Below are 15,296 nucleotides of genomic sequence, written 5' to 3'. Positions count from 1 at the left end.
CTAGTAGAGGAGATACTAGCAAATATCACCTAGTATTAATTTTGCAGGAGGGAATACGATGAGTTGGACGGGTATTGTCTTGTTTATACAATTATTTTTCGGTGTTGTGATCGGGGTATATTTTTGGAATCTACTGAAAAACCAACGTACCCAGAAAGTATCAATCGACCGTGAATCGAAAAAAGAGATGGATCAGCTCAGAAAGTTAAGAGAAATTAAATTAAGTGAACCTCTAGCTGAAAGAGTGCGTCCGGCAAGCTTTCAGGATATTGTTGGACAGGAGGATGGAATAAAGTCTTTAAAGGCAGCACTTTGCGGTCCGAATCCACAGCATGTAATCATTTATGGTCCTCCAGGTGTAGGGAAAACAGCTGCAGCCAGACTCGTATTAGAGGAAGCAAAAAAAAATTCTAAATCTCCTTTTCAACAATCCTCCGTATTTGTCGAGCTTGATGCGACAACAGCAAGATTTGATGAAAGAGGAATTGCGGATCCATTAATTGGGTCTGTTCATGACCCAATTTATCAGGGTGCTGGGGCAATGGGTCAGGCAGGTATTCCTCAGCCGAAGCAGGGTGCAGTCACAAATGCACATGGTGGGGTTTTGTTTATTGATGAAATTGGTGAACTGCATCCGATTCAAATGAATAAGTTATTAAAGGTACTTGAGGATCGAAAGGTATTTTTAGAAAGTGCCTACTATAGTGAAGAAAATACGCAAATTCCTAATCATATTCATGATATCTTCAAGAATGGCTTACCGGCAGATTTTCGCTTAATTGGGGCAACGACCAGAACACCAAGTGAAATCCCTCCGGCTATTCGCTCACGCTGTATGGAGGTATTTTTCCGTGAATTAACGGAAGAGGAAATTGCCACAGTTGGTAAAAAAGCTGCCGAGAAAGTAAATATGAAGATAAGTGAAAAGGGAATCAATATCCTCGCCTCCTATTCAAGGAACGGACGGGAAGCGGTCAATATGATCCAGCTCTCTGCTGGACTAGCCATTACGGAAGACCGGCAATACATAAAGGAAGAGGACATTGAATGGGTTGTTCATTCAAGTCAGCTTAATCCAAGAATGGAACCAAAGATAAATGAGGAGTCCTCTGTTGGACTTGTGAACGGACTAGCTGTCCATGGACCTAATACAGGAACCTTGCTTGAAATCGAAGTAACGGTGATTCCGGCAAAGAAGAATGGCTCCATTAATATTACAGGGATTGTGGAAGAAGAAAGCATTGGGAACAGTGGGAAATCGATTCGCCGTAAAAGCATGGCAAAGGGCTCTATTGAAAACGTCATTACAGTACTCCGTTCGATGGGAGTTCCGGCAGACGAATTTGATATCCATGTCAACTTCCCTGGCGGTGTTCCGATTGATGGTCCATCTGCCGGAATTGCCATGGCAACCGGAATCTATTCAGCCATTTATAAGCTGCCTATTGACAACAAAGTAGCGATGACTGGTGAGATTAGTATTCATGGAAATGTGAAGCCAATTGGCGGGGTATATCCAAAGGTGAAGGCAGCGAAAAAGGCTGGGGTAAAAAAGGTGATTATCCCGAAAGAAAATATGCAGACCATCCTGCAGGAAATTCAAGATATTGAGATTATTCCCGTTACACATATTAACGAGGTCTTTGACCTGGCAATAAGGAAGGATTACAGCATTAATCAAACGATTTCTGCTTCAGCTATAGAGATGACAAAGAAGGAAAGCATTTAAAGAATAATGATACTAAGCATGTTTTTTTATGGCAGGATAATAAAAAAGCTTCGGTTTGTTCCAATGTGGACAAGACGAAGCTTTATTATGTGACCTTGATAAGAAAAGAGTAACTTGATTCTATCCTTTGACAAGCAACCTCGTTATTAGACACGTGGACTCAAATACGATAAAATTGTTTAATAGGAAAATGTTAGTGATATATGGAAAAATAACCATATGGGGGTGTAAGGTATGGCAAACAATGAAGAGGTAATCGTCCCTTTGCTACCGCTTCGAGGATTACTAGTTTATCCGACAATGGTACTCCATTTAGATGTCGGCCGTGACAAGTCAGTCCAGGCCCTTGAAAAAGCAATGGTTGACAACCATCTCATCTTTTTAACCACGCAAAAGGATTTGTCCGTTGACATGCCAGAGGAAGAAGACCTTTACCAGGTAGGAACGTTAACGAAAGTAAAGCAAATGCTGAAGCTTCCAAATGGCACAATCCGCGTCTTAATTGAAGGCCTTAAGCGGGCAGAGATAATGGAGTTTATTGATGAGCCAGAGTATTTCTTAGTAAAGCTAAGAACACATGAAGACGAAGCAATGGTTGACCCTGAAGATCAAGCACTTATGAGAACGATGCTTGAATACTTCGAACAATACATAAAAGTATCAAAAAAAATCTCTGCAGAGACCTATGCCTCTGTCAGTGATATAGAAGAGCCTGGAAGAATGGCTGATATCATCGCTTCGCATCTTCCTTTAAAGCTCAAAGAAAAACAAGATATTTTAGAGCTGATGAACATAAAGGATCGTTTGAATCGTGTGATTGAAATTATTCATAATGAAAAAGAAGTATTAAATTTAGAAAAGAAAATTGGTCAAAGGGTTAAAAAATCGATGGAGCGAACGCAAAAGGAATATTACTTGCGTGAGCAGATGAAAGCGATCCAAAAGGAGCTTGGCGATAAGGATGGAAAGTCTGGAGAGGTAGCCGAGCTGACTGAGAAAATCGAAAAAATTGGCATGCCAGACCATGTGAAGCAAGCTGCCTTGAAGGAATTAGATCGTTATGAAAAGGTTCCATCTAGCTCTGCTGAAAGTGCTGTGATCCGAAATTATATTGATTGGTTGATTTCTCTTCCGTGGTCCAAGGCAACAGAGGATGATATTGATATTGAAAAAGCAGAGCGAATTTTGAATCGAGATCATTTCGGCCTCGAAAAGGTGAAGGAGCGTGTGCTTGAATATTTAGCGGTTCAGAAGCTGACAAACTCCTTGAAGGGTCCGATTCTTTGTCTTGCCGGTCCTCCAGGGGTAGGGAAAACAAGTCTTGCCCGCTCGATTGCCACCTCGTTAAACCGGAACTTTGTCCGTGTTTCACTTGGAGGTGTCAGGGATGAATCAGAAATCCGTGGTCACAGAAGAACCTACGTAGGCGCGATGCCGGGAAGGATTATTCAAGGCATGAAGAAAGCCGGCACCATTAATCCTGTCTTTTTATTAGACGAGATTGATAAAATGTCAGGCGATTTCCGTGGCGACCCTTCTGCAGCCATGCTGGAAGTACTCGATCCTGAGCAGAATCATAATTTCAGCGACCATTATATTGAGGAAACCTATGACCTTTCAAAGGTAATGTTTATCGCAACGGCAAATGATTTAGGTACCGTTCCGGGACCGCTACGTGACCGGATGGAGATTATTTCGATTGCGGGCTATACAGAGCTTGAAAAGCTCCATATTGCTAAGGACCATTTGCTGCCAAAGCAAATAAAAGAGCATGGTTTAACAACAGAACAGCTACAGATACGTGATGAAGGCATACTTCATCTTGTACGCTACTATACTCGTGAAGCCGGTGTCCGGGGCTTAGAGCGAAAGCTTGCCGGTATTTGCCGTAAAACAGCTAAAATTATCGTTTCGAGTGAAAAGGCAGAAGTGGTTGTAGATGATCAAAATATCGAAGAGTTTCTTGGGAAGAAAATGTTTCATTATGGACAGGCTGAGCTTGAGGACCAAGTGGGTGTAGCAACAGGTCTTGCCTATACAACGGTTGGCGGCGATACATTACAAATTGAAGTCTCCCTGTCACCAGGTAAAGGAAAGCTTGTCTTAACCGGAAAGCTAGGTGATGTCATGAAGGAATCTGCCCAAGCAGCCTTTAGCTATATTCGTTCAAAGGCGGTAGAGCTTGGTATTGATCCGGATTTTCATGAAAAAAGCGATATCCATATACATGTTCCGGAAGGAGCGGTTCCGAAGGACGGTCCTTCGGCGGGAATCACGATGGCAACGGCACTCGTGTCTGCGCTAACAGGTAAACCAATTCGTAAAGAAGTGGGAATGACAGGCGAAATTACGCTAAGAGGGCGAGTATTGCCAATTGGCGGACTAAAGGAAAAAACATTAAGTGCACATCGGGCTGGGTTAACGAAAATCATTTGTCCTAAGGAAAATGAAAAGGATTTAGATGACATACCAGAAAGCGTTCGGGAAGAATTAGAATTTGTGCTCGTTTCCCACGTTGATGAAGTGCTGCAGCATGCACTAAAAAGCGAGGGATAGGAATGAAAATTAAAAGTGCTGATATTGTCATAAGTGCTGTAAAGCCTGAACAATATCCAGATGATTTTTTGCCGGAGTTTGCATTAGCCGGCCGGTCAAATGTTGGGAAATCGTCCTTTATTAATAAAGTATTGAATCGAAAAAATCTTGCCCGTACCTCCTCAAAGCCGGGGAAAACACAAACATTAAATTTCTATCTCATTAATGAGGAATTTTATTTTGTAGATGTTCCAGGCTATGGATATGCACGGGTCTCGAAAACAGAGCGTGCGGCATGGGGCAGGATGATCGAAACCTATTTGACATCAAGGGAGCAGCTTAAGGCTGTCGTGTTAATCATTGATTTACGCCATCCACCGACAGCGGATGATGTAATGATGTATCAGTTTCTAAAGCATTATGATATTCCCTGCATCATTATCAATACGAAAGCCGATAAAATTCCAAAATCAAAATGGCAAAAGCATCTGAAAATCACAAGAGAAACACTCGAGCTTGATCCGAGTGACACCATTGTCCTGTTTTCAGCTGATACTGGCTATGGGAAGGACAAAGCTTGGGCCGTCATGAATAGCTATATGAAGGATTCTTCAGAAGAAGAGGCCGAGAATACGGAAGAAGCGGAACATTAATGTTCCGCTTCTTTCTCTAACCTATTTTAGGCTGTTATTTTTTTCTTTTGAACAATAATAAGTAGACACCAACAAGAATCAAAGCGGCAGGCCAGAATTTACTATAGGCTTCGATCCTGTTTTCGAGCAGACCAAACCAGCTCATTACTTGATTGTAAAAAAGCAGCAGTCCGGCTAAGGCAAGGAAAAGAACGCCCTGGAAAAGTCCGTTTCTCGTTTTCTGATAACGAAGTAAAAACCCCAGTGAAATGATTAGAATAAAAACTCCAAGTGCATCCGGCCAAATCGACAGGCGGTTTACAACATGAAAGTGAAAGCCGAAGCCGGTTAGAATAACACCTGGTAAAATGGCCTCATAGTCTTTTCCGCCATAGCCCTGGCATAGAAAGGCGATTCCGACAATCATGAGCAGTGTCGGCCAAGACATAAACTCAGCTAACAGGGGGAAATTTCCTTGCTGTAAGAAAAAAAAGCCTCCAAAGCCAATTAATATGATACCAGGGAATATACTCAGATTCTTCATATGACAATCCTTCCAATTATGATTTCTTGAATATTGTTTGTTTTTTTGTTACTGTACTTATATAAGAATATAATCGAATCCTGTAGTAATGTGTTACTATATTTTAACTTCATTCAGCATTCATCCTCCACTTCTACAAGTGGGGGATGAATGCAAATGGTTCTTCGATTCAGTGGGGGTTCAAACCCCGGCTGAATGAAGTTAAGCCTCCGGCGGATGTCACGGATTTTTTAAAGGTAGTTTATCGAGCGAGCTCGATAAAAATTCGGACGCAAATTCGACGGGCGAATTTGATTAAATAGTACCACATTATGAAGGAATCCTTGAGATATTATACACTTCTATCATATCAAAAAAAGAATTTAGTATATATTCATATATTTGCAAAAAAATATAAATAGGACACGTGCTATAATGATGGCAGGGGAATTATGCTTATTTTTTAGGGGGATAAAAATAACATGCATATTATTGTCGTTGGGATTAATCACAAAACGGCCCCAGTAGAAATTCGTGAACGGTTGACATTTGATCCATCGCAATTAGGGGAAGCGATGAAAAGGCTGAATGGCAAAAAGAGTATTCTCGAGAATGTCATTCTATCAACATGCAACCGAACAGAAATCTATGCGGTCGTGGATCAATTACACACTGGCAGATACTATATTAAAGAGTTTCTGGCAGAATGGTTCGAAATAGAGCAGTCTGAATTTTCACCTTTTCTATTCATTTATGAACAAGATGGTGCCATTGAGCATCTTTATAACGTAGCGTGTGGTTTGAACTCACTTGTGCTTGGGGAAACACAGATTCTAGGTCAGGTTCGTTCAAGCTTTTTACTTGCACAGGAAGAGAATACAACAGGCACTGTATTTAATCAGTTGTTCAAGCAGGCTGTTACGCTTGCCAAACGGGCTCATTCTGAAACGGACATCGGTGCGAATGCCGTATCTGTCAGCTATGCAGCTGTGGAATTGGCGAAGAAAATCTTTGGAACCCTTGAAAACAAACATGTGCTCATCATTGGAGCCGGAAAAATGGGTGAGTTAGCTATCCAGAATCTTCATGGGAACGGTGCCAAGAAAGTGACGGTTATTAATCGTACCTTTGAAAAAGCGGAGAATTTGGCTAATCGATTTAATGGAATCGCTAAATCCATGGATGAGCTGCAAGCAGCATTAATGGATGCTGATATTCTAATCAGCTCGACAGGAGCAAAGGATTTTGTCATTACAAAGAATATGATAGAAAACGTTGAGAAAAAGCGAAAAGGCAAGCCTTTATTCATGGTTGATATTGCTGTACCCCGTGATTTAGACCCAGCCTTAAGTGAATTGGATAGCGTGTTCCTATATGATATCGATGATTTAGAAGGGATTGTGGAAGCCAATCTGCAGGAGCGGAAAAAGGCGGCTGAAACGATTCTCTTAATGGTAGAGCAGGAAATCGTAGAATTTAAGCAATGGTTAAACATGCTGGGTGTGGTTCCTGTGATATCTGCTCTTCGTGAAAAGGCACTTTCTATACAGGCAGAAACAATGAAAAGTCTTGAGAGAAAGCTTTCCCATTTGAGTGACCGTGATAGGAAGGTATTGAACAAACATACTAAGAGTATCATTAATCAGATGTTAAAGGATCCAATATTACAAGCGAAGGAATTAGCCGGTTCTAAGAATGCTGATGAAAAATTAGAATTGTTTATGTCTATTTTTAATATTGAAGAGCTTGTTGAAAAACAACGAGAAGTGAAAGCGGCCGAACAAAAACCGGTAAATGTTCATTCATCACAGCCTGCCTTTCAATCATAAAGAGGTCATCCGGCTATGATGGATAACGTAATGACGCGGCTGCATGAGTTAACGGTTATTCTGTATGCCGTAAGCGTATTGTTATATTTCATTGATTTTCTACATCATAACCGGAGGGCAAACCGTACTGCCTTCTGGTTACTTTCGTTTGTATGGGTTTTGCAGTCGATTTTTTTGTACTTATACATGGTCAATACGGGACGCTTTCCTGTGCTGACTATTTTTGAGGGCCTTTATTTTTATGTGTGGGTACTAATTACTCTCTCACTCATTATCAATCGTCTTTTACGAGTTGATTTTATTGTCTTTTTCACAAATGTAATTGGTTTCATGTTTATGGTTATACATACTTTTGCACCTGATCAATTGGACTCAACGGTAATGGCGCAGCAGCTCGTATCAGAACTGCTATTAATCCATATTACGGCAGCTATTCTATCCTATGGAGCTTTTTCTTTATCATTCGTCTTCTCGCTACTATACTTATTGCAGTATAATTTATTAAAAGGGAAAAAATGGGGAAAAAGACTTTGGCGAATTTCAGATTTATCCAAGCTTGAACAGATGTCCTACGTATCAAATGTGATTGGAGCGCCTATGCTGATGATTGGGGTCATACTAGGATCACAATGGGCGTATCTTAAGCTGCCAAATTTATCCTGGGTTGACCCGAAAATTATTGGTTCCGTATTTGTACTTGCCATTTACTGTGTCTATTTATATTTACGAATTAGAAGAGGATTAGCTGGAAAGTCGCTTGCACTGTGGAATATTGCAGCATTTCTCATTCTATTAATTAATTTCTTCCTAATTGGAAGTTTTTCATCCTTCCACATTTGGTTGTAGACTAGCTAGGAGGCTCATTATGAGAAAAATTATTGTCGGTTCAAGACGCAGCAAGCTTGCGTTAACACAAACGAATTGGGTTATTAAACAGTTGAAAGCATTGGATGATTCCTTTGATTTTGAAGTAAGAGAAATAGTCACAAAGGGTGATAAAATTTTAGATGTCACGCTTTCAAAGGTAGGCGGTAAAGGCTTATTCGTAAAGGAAATTGAACAAGCGATGCTTGATAAAGAGATTGATATGGCTGTCCATAGTATGAAGGATATGCCTGCTGTTCTGCCAGATGGCCTTGTGATCGGATGTATTCCAGAGCGTGAGGATTATCGTGATGCCTTTATCTCTAAGAATCATGTTAAATTTCATGATTTAAAGCCCGGTGCTGTTGTAGGAACAAGCAGCCTGCGCAGAGGTGCGCAGCTGTTGGCGCAACGATCTGATATTGAGATCAAATGGATTCGAGGAAACATTGATACGAGGTTGTCGAAGCTGGAAAATGAAGACTATGATGCGATTATTTTAGCGGCTGCAGGACTATCTCGGATGGGCTGGGCAAAGGATGTTGTCACAGAGTTCCTTGAGCCTGAGGTTTGTCTGCCAGCAGTGGGACAAGGGGCCCTTTCCATTGAATGCCGTGGAAGTGATGAGGAATTATTAGGACTGTTGAAGAAATTTACCTGTTTGGAAACACAGCAGACGGTACTAGCCGAAAGAGCGTTTTTAAATAGAATGGAAGGCGGCTGCCAGGTGCCGATTGCCGGCTTTGCAAAGCTAACAGACCAAGCTGAAATCGTTTTAACCGGATTGGTTGCTTCACCGGATGGAACCACCATTTACAAGGAAGCGATAAGTGGGCAAAATCCTGAGGAGCTTGGTGAAATGCTTGCGCAAACGTTGATTGAGAAGGGTGCAAAGAAGTTAATTGATAGTGTGAAAGAGGAGCTTGACCGGGAATGACTGCCTCGTCCCCCCTCAAAAATAAAACGGTATTAGTTCCAAGGGGAAAGGGTCAGGCGAAGGCTTTTTCAGATGTTGTAAGAAAATTTGGCGGGACACCTATTGAGATTCCTTTATTGGCTTTCAGGCCCACTGCATTTTTAGAAGAACATCAAGACATAATGAAAAAGCTCCATACATACGATTGGTTGATTTTAACAAGCAGTGTGGCAGTAACAGCCTTTTTATCGCATTGGCCAAAAGGGACTACGCTGCCCCTTAAAATTGCCGCTATTGGTGAGAAAACGGCACAGGCGATAGAGGCGCAGGGCTTGAAGGTGGATTTTATTCCGGCTGAGTATGTGGCGGAAGCGTTTGTCATGGAATTTTGTCCGTTGGTGAAAGCCGGGGACAGGGTATTAATTCCAAAGGGTAATTTGGCAAGGGATTATATTTCAACTGAATTACGTCATATTGGGGCAATAGTGGATGAAATCGTGATCTATGAAACCTATTTTCCAGAGGAAAGTAAAGAAAAACTAGCCCGTCTGCTTTCAGAGAATAAGCTCGATATTATTCCCTTTACAAGTCCTTCAACAATTGATCATTTTATGCAGGTTGTAGAAGAAAACGGTCTATCTGATCGAATACAACGGTGTGTTTTTGCCTGTATTGGACCTGTTGCACACAAAAAGGCGGAAAGCTGGGGCTTGACGATTCATGCCGTTCCTTCTGTCTACACAGTTGAAAATTTAATAAAAGAAGTAGCTGATTATTTATTAAAGGTATCATCCTTATAGGAGGGGTAATGATGGATTTACAATTTACACGTCACCGTAGATTAAGACAATCTGCTTCAATGCGTGCGTTAGTAAGAGAAACTTTCATAAGAGTGGAGGATTTTATTTATCCTATCTTTGTCATTGAAGGGAATAATATTAAAAATGAAATTTCGTCCATGCCCGGAGTCTATCAGTATTCACTTGATAGACTATCAGAAGAGATGGATGAGGTCGTTTCATTAGGGATTAAGTCCGTTCTATTATTCGGGATTCCGAACGAAAAGGATGAGTGTGGTTCAGGTGCCTACCATGATCATGGCATCGTCCAGGAGGCTGCACGTTTTATTAAAGAACGATATCAGGACATCGTTGTCATTGCGGATACTTGCCTATGTGAATATACAAGCCATGGACATTGCGGTGTCATTGAAAAGGATCAGGTCTTAAATGACCCATCGCTTGAATTATTAGTTCAAACAGCGGTTAGTCAGGCGCGCGCAGGAGCTGATATCATTGCACCTTCCAACATGATGGATGGGTTTGTGGCAGCAATTCGTAAAGGCTTAGACGAAGCGGGCTTCGAAAATGTTCCAATCATGTCATACGCTGTTAAATATGCTTCTGCCTTCTACGGTCCATTCCGTGACGCGGCAGACAGTACACCTCAATTTGGAGATAGAAAAGCGTACCAGATGGATCCAGCCAATCGACTTGAGGCTTTTCGTGAAGCTGAATCAGATGTACAAGAAGGAGCCGATTTCCTAATTGTCAAACCGGGGATGCCATACCTGGATATTGTTCGCGATGTGAGGGACCGTTTCAACCTTCCGATTGTCACCTACAATGTAAGCGGAGAATTTTCTATGGTAAAAGCGGCAGCGGCTAATGGCTGGATCGATGAAAAGGGCGTTGTCATGGAAATGCTGACAGGTATGAAGCGTGCCGGCAGCGATCTCATTATTACCTACCATGCAAAGGACGCAGCCCGCTGGCTGAAAGAGCAGTAATCTAATGAGAATCAAAGAATAAAAAGCAATAGATAGAATAATCCATTGATATTTGCAGTGGAATAATTACGAGGAAAGAGGGATCACCATGCGCTCTTACGAAAAATCTAAGAAAGCCTTTCAAGAAGCTGTAAACTTAATGCCAGGCGGTGTTAACAGCCCGGTACGTGCTTTTAAATCTGTTAATATGGATCCGATTTTTATGGAAAGAGGAAAGGGTTCCAAAATCTATGACATCGATGGCAATGAATATATTGATTATGTTCTATCTTGGGGTCCGCTGATTTTAGGACATTCTAATGATCAGGTAGTAGAAGCGTTAAAGAAAATGACAGAGTTAGGGACAAGCTTCGGTGCTCCCTCATTAACAGAAAATCAATTAGCTAAACTGGTCATCGAACGTGTACCATCCGTGGAAATGATCCGTATGGTTTCGTCTGGTACAGAGGCGACCATGAGTGCCTTAAGACTTGCAAGAGGATACACGGGTCGTAACATTATTTTAAAATTTGAAGGCTGCTATCACGGAAGCTCTGACTCCTTATTAATTAAGGCTGGCTCTGGTGTAGCAACATTAGGCTTACCGGACAGCCCAGGTGTTCCTGAAGGCGTAGCGAAAAATACCCTAACGGTTGCCTACAATGATTTAGATGGTGTGAAGTATGCATTCGAACAATTTGGCAAAGATATTGCCGGAGTGATTGTTGAGCCGGTAGCAGGAAATATGGGTGTTGTACCACCACTTCCAGGCTTCTTAGAGGGTCTTCGCGAGCTGACGACTGAGTACGGAGCGCTGCTGATCTTTGATGAAGTCATGACAGGCTTCCGTGTTGGCTATAACTGTGCACAGGGTTATTTTGGTATTACTCCTGATATTACCTGTCTCGGTAAAGTCATTGGAGGAGGACTTCCGGTTGGAGCTTATGGCGGTAAAGCGGAAATAATGGAAAAAGTGGCTCCGAGCGGTACCATTTATCAAGCGGGTACATTATCAGGCAACCCGCTTGCTATGACTGCTGGCTATGAAACGATTCGTCAGCTGACAGAGGCTGATTATAAAGAATTTGAGCGTAAAGGAGACCGACTGGAAGCTGGTATTAAGGCTGCATCCGAGAAATATGATGTACCGGCAACCGTAAATCGTGCTGGCTCCATGATAGGCTTCTTCTTTACCAATGAAGCGGTCATCAATTATGATACAGCTAAACAATCTAACTTAGACTTTTTTGCTGCTTATTACCGTGCGATGGCAGAGCAGGGCGTATTTCTGCCTCCATCCCAATTTGAAGGCTTGTTCTTATCGAAGTCACACAGTGATGAAGATATTGAAAAAACAATCTCTGCCATTGAATATTCTTTCTCTACCTTGCGCAAGTAATCGAGAAAGGTATTTTCGGTACAAAAAGCATTTGCTGAATGAAGTTAAAAGCACCCATTTTCATGATGGGTGTTTTTTTGTGGCTTGGAACTCATAATATTTCCTCCAGATTCATAGAGTGATTAATGACATAGTGAGTAACAGGATGGAATGGAAGGGAGGAGTTCGCTTTGTCGCATGGAAATCAATCCTATTTACGATTCTCGCTAGAAGAGTCAGTTTGGTTTCAAAAAGGACAGGAAGTCGATGAGCTTGTGTCGATCTCTCTTGATCCAATCATTACGATAAAGGAAAGCGATCAATATGTGACCATTAAAGGCTCGCTGGAGTTATCAGGCGAATATAATCGTGATCAGTTAGATGCCGAGGAAGTGGAGTATTTTGCAAATCCAAAGCTCATTCAAACCGTGGAGGTAAGGGAAGAGGGCGTACATTTATTTTCGCACTTATTTCCAGTAGAGATTACCATCCCGAAAAATCGAATTGAGGATCTGAATGACATACAAGTGACAGTGGAGACCTTTGATTATGCCTTTCCAGAGAAAAGCTGTTTACGACTGTCTGCTGATTTAATGATTACTGGCTTATATGGTGAACAGCAGCATGAGCTGATACAGGATGATTATCCAGAGCCTATATCATATGAATTTGAGCCGGCATATCGCGAATCCATTTTACCTGAGGAAGATTATGACGAAAGGAAAAATCCATTTGCCAAACCACAATATACCGACGAAGAATCATCAGAAATATTTAAACCATTCGAGGTGGCGGCCAGAAAAAATCCTCAAGCTGAAATACAGGATGATTATCAGGCAGAAGACGCTGAACAAGAAGAGGCTAATCTGGACAAAGCTAATCAATCGGAATATTTATACGAGCGAAAAGATGTAAATCCGACCGTAACCAAGCATACGTATTCCGAAGAGCCAGAATATCCGGAACCTGAAGTAATATTCAGGGAAACGGAGCAGGAGAATCCGAGAGAAGAGGAAACCGAGCCGGCCTCTTTACCTGAAATTGTTTTTTCATCTAAACGAAGTGAAGAACCTCAGAAGCCAGCATCGCCTGTGCTAGAAGAAAAGGTCGAGGAGATAACAGAGGGATTAGATGAGAAGACAGAAGCACCTGAAAAGGTTAAGACTTTAGAGATGGAGGAAATGCTCGATGAAATAGAGGAAGAGGATTCACCATCAGATGATACTGATAAGAAAAAGAGTAAAAAATGGAAGAACAAACAAAGCCTTACCTTATCAGAGTTCTTTGCCCGAAAGGCAGAGGAAGAGCATACAAGAGTAACGATGTGTATTGTGCAAAACGGAGAAACATTGGATCTCATTTCCGAGCGATATGAGGTACCCGTTGCACAAATTCAGAGAGTGAATCAGATGGAATTAAATCAAGATATTTACGAAGGTCAAGTATTGTATATACCTATAGCTCAAACTCAAAGGTAAGTCCCATAAAAATAGAGGGATCATATGAGAGAATCTGATAGCTTAAAAAAAATAGCTCAATTATTAAGAAGCTATAGGATTGAGCCCTATTTCGTGGAGGATATGGGGAATATCCATAAGGTTTATTCAAACCATGGTATTTTTGCTTTTAAAAAAATTAACCCTCAGCATGGAATTGACTTTATCAGGCATGTTCAAACCTTATATCAAAAGGGCTATAATCGTATCGTTCCAATCTATCCGACTCTGGATGGCCGTTATGCGGTTTTAGATGAGAACCATCTTTATTATTTAATGCCCTGGCTTTCAAATGAAGAAAAAAGGGATCCGTTTGAAAGTCAGCAGCAGCTATTTCGTGAGCTTGCCCGACTCCATTCCATTTCGGCTCGTGAAATAAAGGTAAATAAAGAGGAAAGAACGGTTCATTATGAAAAAACGAAGGCGGAGCTAGAGCAGGAAGAGGAATTCTTAGATGAGCTTTTAGATGCCTGTGAAAGAAAAATTTATATGTCACCCTTCGAGCTGTTGTTTTGTACGTATTACCATACGGTCAAGCAGGCACTGTTTTTCTCTAAACAAAAATTGAATGATTGGTACGAGGGGACAAAAGAGAAAGAAAAGGCACGTATTGTAATTGTACACGGGAATATGGCCATCGATCATTTTATTTTTGACGAAAAAGGCTATGGCTATTTTATTAATTTTGAAAAGGCGGATATTGGAGCGCCTATCCATGATTTACTGCCTTTTATGGCAAGGTCCCTAAAGGGGTACCTAAAGCAGTCCGAAGAAATGGTGGATTGGTTGTACACGTACTTTAAATATTTCCCTCTAAAAGAGGATGAAATGCAGTTATTTTTAAGCTATTTAGCCCATCCGGGAAATTTGATTAAAAATGCACGGCGGTTTTTTCAGGAAGGAAAGAAACGAAACGAACGGAAGGCTGTCCAAAAGCTGCAAAGGGATTATTGGTACTTGAAAAATACGGAATATATTGTCTTTCGAATCGATGAGATTGAGAGGCAAAAAAAACAGGAAGAAGCAGCCCAGCAGGATTCTTAATCTGCTGGGCTATTCCTCTGCCTGGGAAGTTATAAAGGAAATAATAAATGTTCAGGCCTAAATAAGGTCAAGATGGAAAGCGCAGGCAAGTAGAATGAGGAAGGCTAACAATAAGACATCAAAGGCTGTCGGCAGCAGAAGGGTCCGGATTGCCTGAAACACACTAAACGGAATCGCAAATTGCTGGCAAGCCCCTCTAAGCGTCCGCAGCCAGGGTGGAAGTGAGTAAGGATTATATCGTCTTTTCATTGGATTTCCCCCTTATTGAAAAGCATCCTTATCACAGTGTATGATTCATTACATAGATAAGTGCCTGTAAAACGTTATAGGTATCGTTCTAAGATGTATAAATGATAAAAAAACCGGCAATCCTTATTGACGATTAGTCTATTTTTTCGATACTATATGGTTATCATTCATTACATAAATGCATTGACAGGGAAAAGTACAATGACCCTTTGCTTTTAGAGAGGAGAGCCAGCTGCTGAAAGGCTTTCTAAGTGAAGCCATTGGAAGGTCACCCTCGAGCATCTTTTGCGAAAGAAGCTAGCTTTGAGTAGTAAAAGACGGGAACTCCGTTAT

At 41.4% G+C, this 15,296-nt stretch carries 13 protein-coding genes and 1 other annotated feature (1 of these 14 only partly in view); of the genes, 11 read left to right on the top strand and 2 right to left on the bottom strand.

What is annotated here, in order from left to right; genetic code table 11:
* Positions 1–58: 58 nt before the first annotated feature.
* From lonB to yihA, 3 genes are all read left to right on the top strand, one after another.
* Complete coding sequence (gene lonB, locus BQ5321_RS18785; protein ID WP_071395948.1) at positions 59–1,729, top strand: ATP-dependent protease LonB; 1,671 nt, start codon at positions 59–61, stop codon at positions 1,727–1,729.
* Between the two features lie 234 nt (positions 1,730–1,963).
* Positions 1,964–4,285, top strand: a complete 2,322-nt coding sequence (gene lon, locus BQ5321_RS18780; protein ID WP_071395947.1) for an endopeptidase La — start codon at positions 1,964–1,966, stop codon at positions 4,283–4,285.
* Between the two features lie 2 nt (positions 4,286–4,287).
* Positions 4,288–4,917 carry a ribosome biogenesis GTP-binding protein YihA/YsxC gene (gene yihA, locus BQ5321_RS18775; RefSeq protein WP_071395946.1) on the top strand — a complete coding sequence of 210 codons (630 nt, stop codon included), beginning with the start codon at positions 4,288–4,290 and terminating at the stop codon, positions 4,915–4,917.
* A gap of 34 nt (positions 4,918–4,951) precedes the next feature.
* On the opposite strand, the gene BQ5321_RS18770 is transcribed toward yihA, so the two are convergent.
* Positions 4,952–5,440: a LiaI-LiaF-like domain-containing protein gene (locus BQ5321_RS18770; RefSeq protein ID WP_071395945.1), complete on the bottom strand. Its 489-nt coding sequence runs from the start codon at positions 5,438–5,440 to the stop codon at positions 4,952–4,954.
* 461 nt (positions 5,441–5,901) lie between these two features.
* Here BQ5321_RS18770 and hemA point away from each other — a divergent pair, with 461 nt between their 5' ends.
* The 8 genes from hemA to ysxE all read left to right on the top strand — a co-directional run bounded on the left by hemA (position 5,902) and on the right by ysxE (position 14,714).
* On the top strand, positions 5,902–7,248 hold the full coding sequence (gene hemA / locus BQ5321_RS18765) for a glutamyl-tRNA reductase (protein ID WP_071395944.1): 1,347 nt from the start codon (positions 5,902–5,904) through the stop codon (positions 7,246–7,248).
* Positions 7,249–7,263: 15 nt separating this feature from the next.
* A complete protein-coding gene (locus BQ5321_RS18760; RefSeq protein ID WP_071395943.1) occupies positions 7,264–8,094 on the top strand; it encodes a cytochrome C assembly family protein in 831 nt (276 codons plus the stop codon).
* A gap of 19 nt (positions 8,095–8,113) precedes the next feature.
* The gene (gene hemC / locus BQ5321_RS18755) at positions 8,114–9,049 is read left to right on the top strand and encodes a hydroxymethylbilane synthase (protein ID WP_071395942.1); all 936 of its coding nucleotides are present in this window, start codon (positions 8,114–8,116) and stop codon (positions 9,047–9,049) included.
* Complete coding sequence (locus BQ5321_RS18750; protein ID WP_071395941.1) at positions 9,046–9,828, top strand: uroporphyrinogen-III synthase; 783 nt, start codon at positions 9,046–9,048, stop codon at positions 9,826–9,828. Before hemC ends, BQ5321_RS18750 begins: the two co-directional genes overlap by 4 nt.
* An 8-nt stretch (positions 9,829–9,836) precedes the next feature.
* A complete protein-coding gene (gene hemB, locus BQ5321_RS18745) occupies positions 9,837–10,817 on the top strand; it encodes a porphobilinogen synthase (protein ID WP_071395940.1) in 981 nt (326 codons plus the stop codon).
* An 88-nt stretch (positions 10,818–10,905) separates the two neighbouring features.
* Entirely contained in the window at positions 10,906–12,195 is a 1,290-nt protein-coding gene (gene hemL / locus BQ5321_RS18740) for a glutamate-1-semialdehyde 2,1-aminomutase (protein ID WP_071395939.1), read from the top strand.
* Between the two features lie 170 nt (positions 12,196–12,365).
* Positions 12,366–13,652, top strand: a complete 1,287-nt coding sequence (gene spoVID, locus BQ5321_RS18735) for a stage VI sporulation protein D (RefSeq protein WP_071395938.1) — start codon at positions 12,366–12,368, stop codon at positions 13,650–13,652.
* Between the two features lie 24 nt (positions 13,653–13,676).
* On the top strand, positions 13,677–14,714 hold the full coding sequence (gene ysxE, locus BQ5321_RS18730; RefSeq protein ID WP_071395937.1) for a spore coat protein YsxE: 1,038 nt from the start codon (positions 13,677–13,679) through the stop codon (positions 14,712–14,714).
* A gap of 57 nt (positions 14,715–14,771) precedes the next feature.
* Here the strand turns inward: ysxE and BQ5321_RS18725 are convergent, their stop codons facing one another.
* Entirely contained in the window at positions 14,772–14,963 is a 192-nt protein-coding gene (locus BQ5321_RS18725) for a hypothetical protein (protein WP_071395936.1), read from the bottom strand.
* Between the two features lie 174 nt (positions 14,964–15,137).
* Positions 15,138–15,296: a binding site (T-box leader), on the top strand; it runs 78 nt beyond the window's last position.

Origin of the sequence: Bacillus tuaregi, from assembly GCF_900104575.1 — a bacterium.
GTDB classification, from domain to species: domain Bacteria; phylum Bacillota; class Bacilli; order Bacillales; family Cytobacillaceae; genus Bacillus_BD; species Bacillus_BD tuaregi.
Note: the sequence above shows the minus strand (reverse complement) of the source record. Positions and strands in the feature narration are given on the sequence as shown.

Coding starts and splice junctions, on each gene's coding strand:
- lonB (WP_071395948.1), top strand. CDS start 59: ATGAGTTGGACGGGTATTGTCTTGTTTATACAATTATTTTTCGGTGTT.
- lon (WP_071395947.1), top strand. CDS start 1,964: ATGGCAAACAATGAAGAGGTAATCGTCCCTTTGCTACCGCTTCGAGGA.
- yihA (WP_071395946.1), top strand. CDS start 4,288: ATGAAAATTAAAAGTGCTGATATTGTCATAAGTGCTGTAAAGCCTGAA.
- BQ5321_RS18770 (WP_071395945.1), bottom strand. CDS start 5,440: ATGAAGAATCTGAGTATATTCCCTGGTATCATATTAATTGGCTTTGGA.
- hemA (WP_071395944.1), top strand. CDS start 5,902: ATGCATATTATTGTCGTTGGGATTAATCACAAAACGGCCCCAGTAGAA.
- BQ5321_RS18760 (WP_071395943.1), top strand. CDS start 7,264: ATGATGGATAACGTAATGACGCGGCTGCATGAGTTAACGGTTATTCTG.
- hemC (WP_071395942.1), top strand. CDS start 8,114: ATGAGAAAAATTATTGTCGGTTCAAGACGCAGCAAGCTTGCGTTAACA.
- BQ5321_RS18750 (WP_071395941.1), top strand. CDS start 9,046: ATGACTGCCTCGTCCCCCCTCAAAAATAAAACGGTATTAGTTCCAAGG.
- hemB (WP_071395940.1), top strand. CDS start 9,837: ATGATGGATTTACAATTTACACGTCACCGTAGATTAAGACAATCTGCT.
- hemL (WP_071395939.1), top strand. CDS start 10,906: ATGCGCTCTTACGAAAAATCTAAGAAAGCCTTTCAAGAAGCTGTAAAC.
- ysxE (WP_071395937.1), top strand. CDS start 13,677: ATGAGAGAATCTGATAGCTTAAAAAAAATAGCTCAATTATTAAGAAGC.
- BQ5321_RS18725 (WP_071395936.1), bottom strand. CDS start 14,963: ATGAAAAGACGATATAATCCTTACTCACTTCCACCCTGGCTGCGGACG.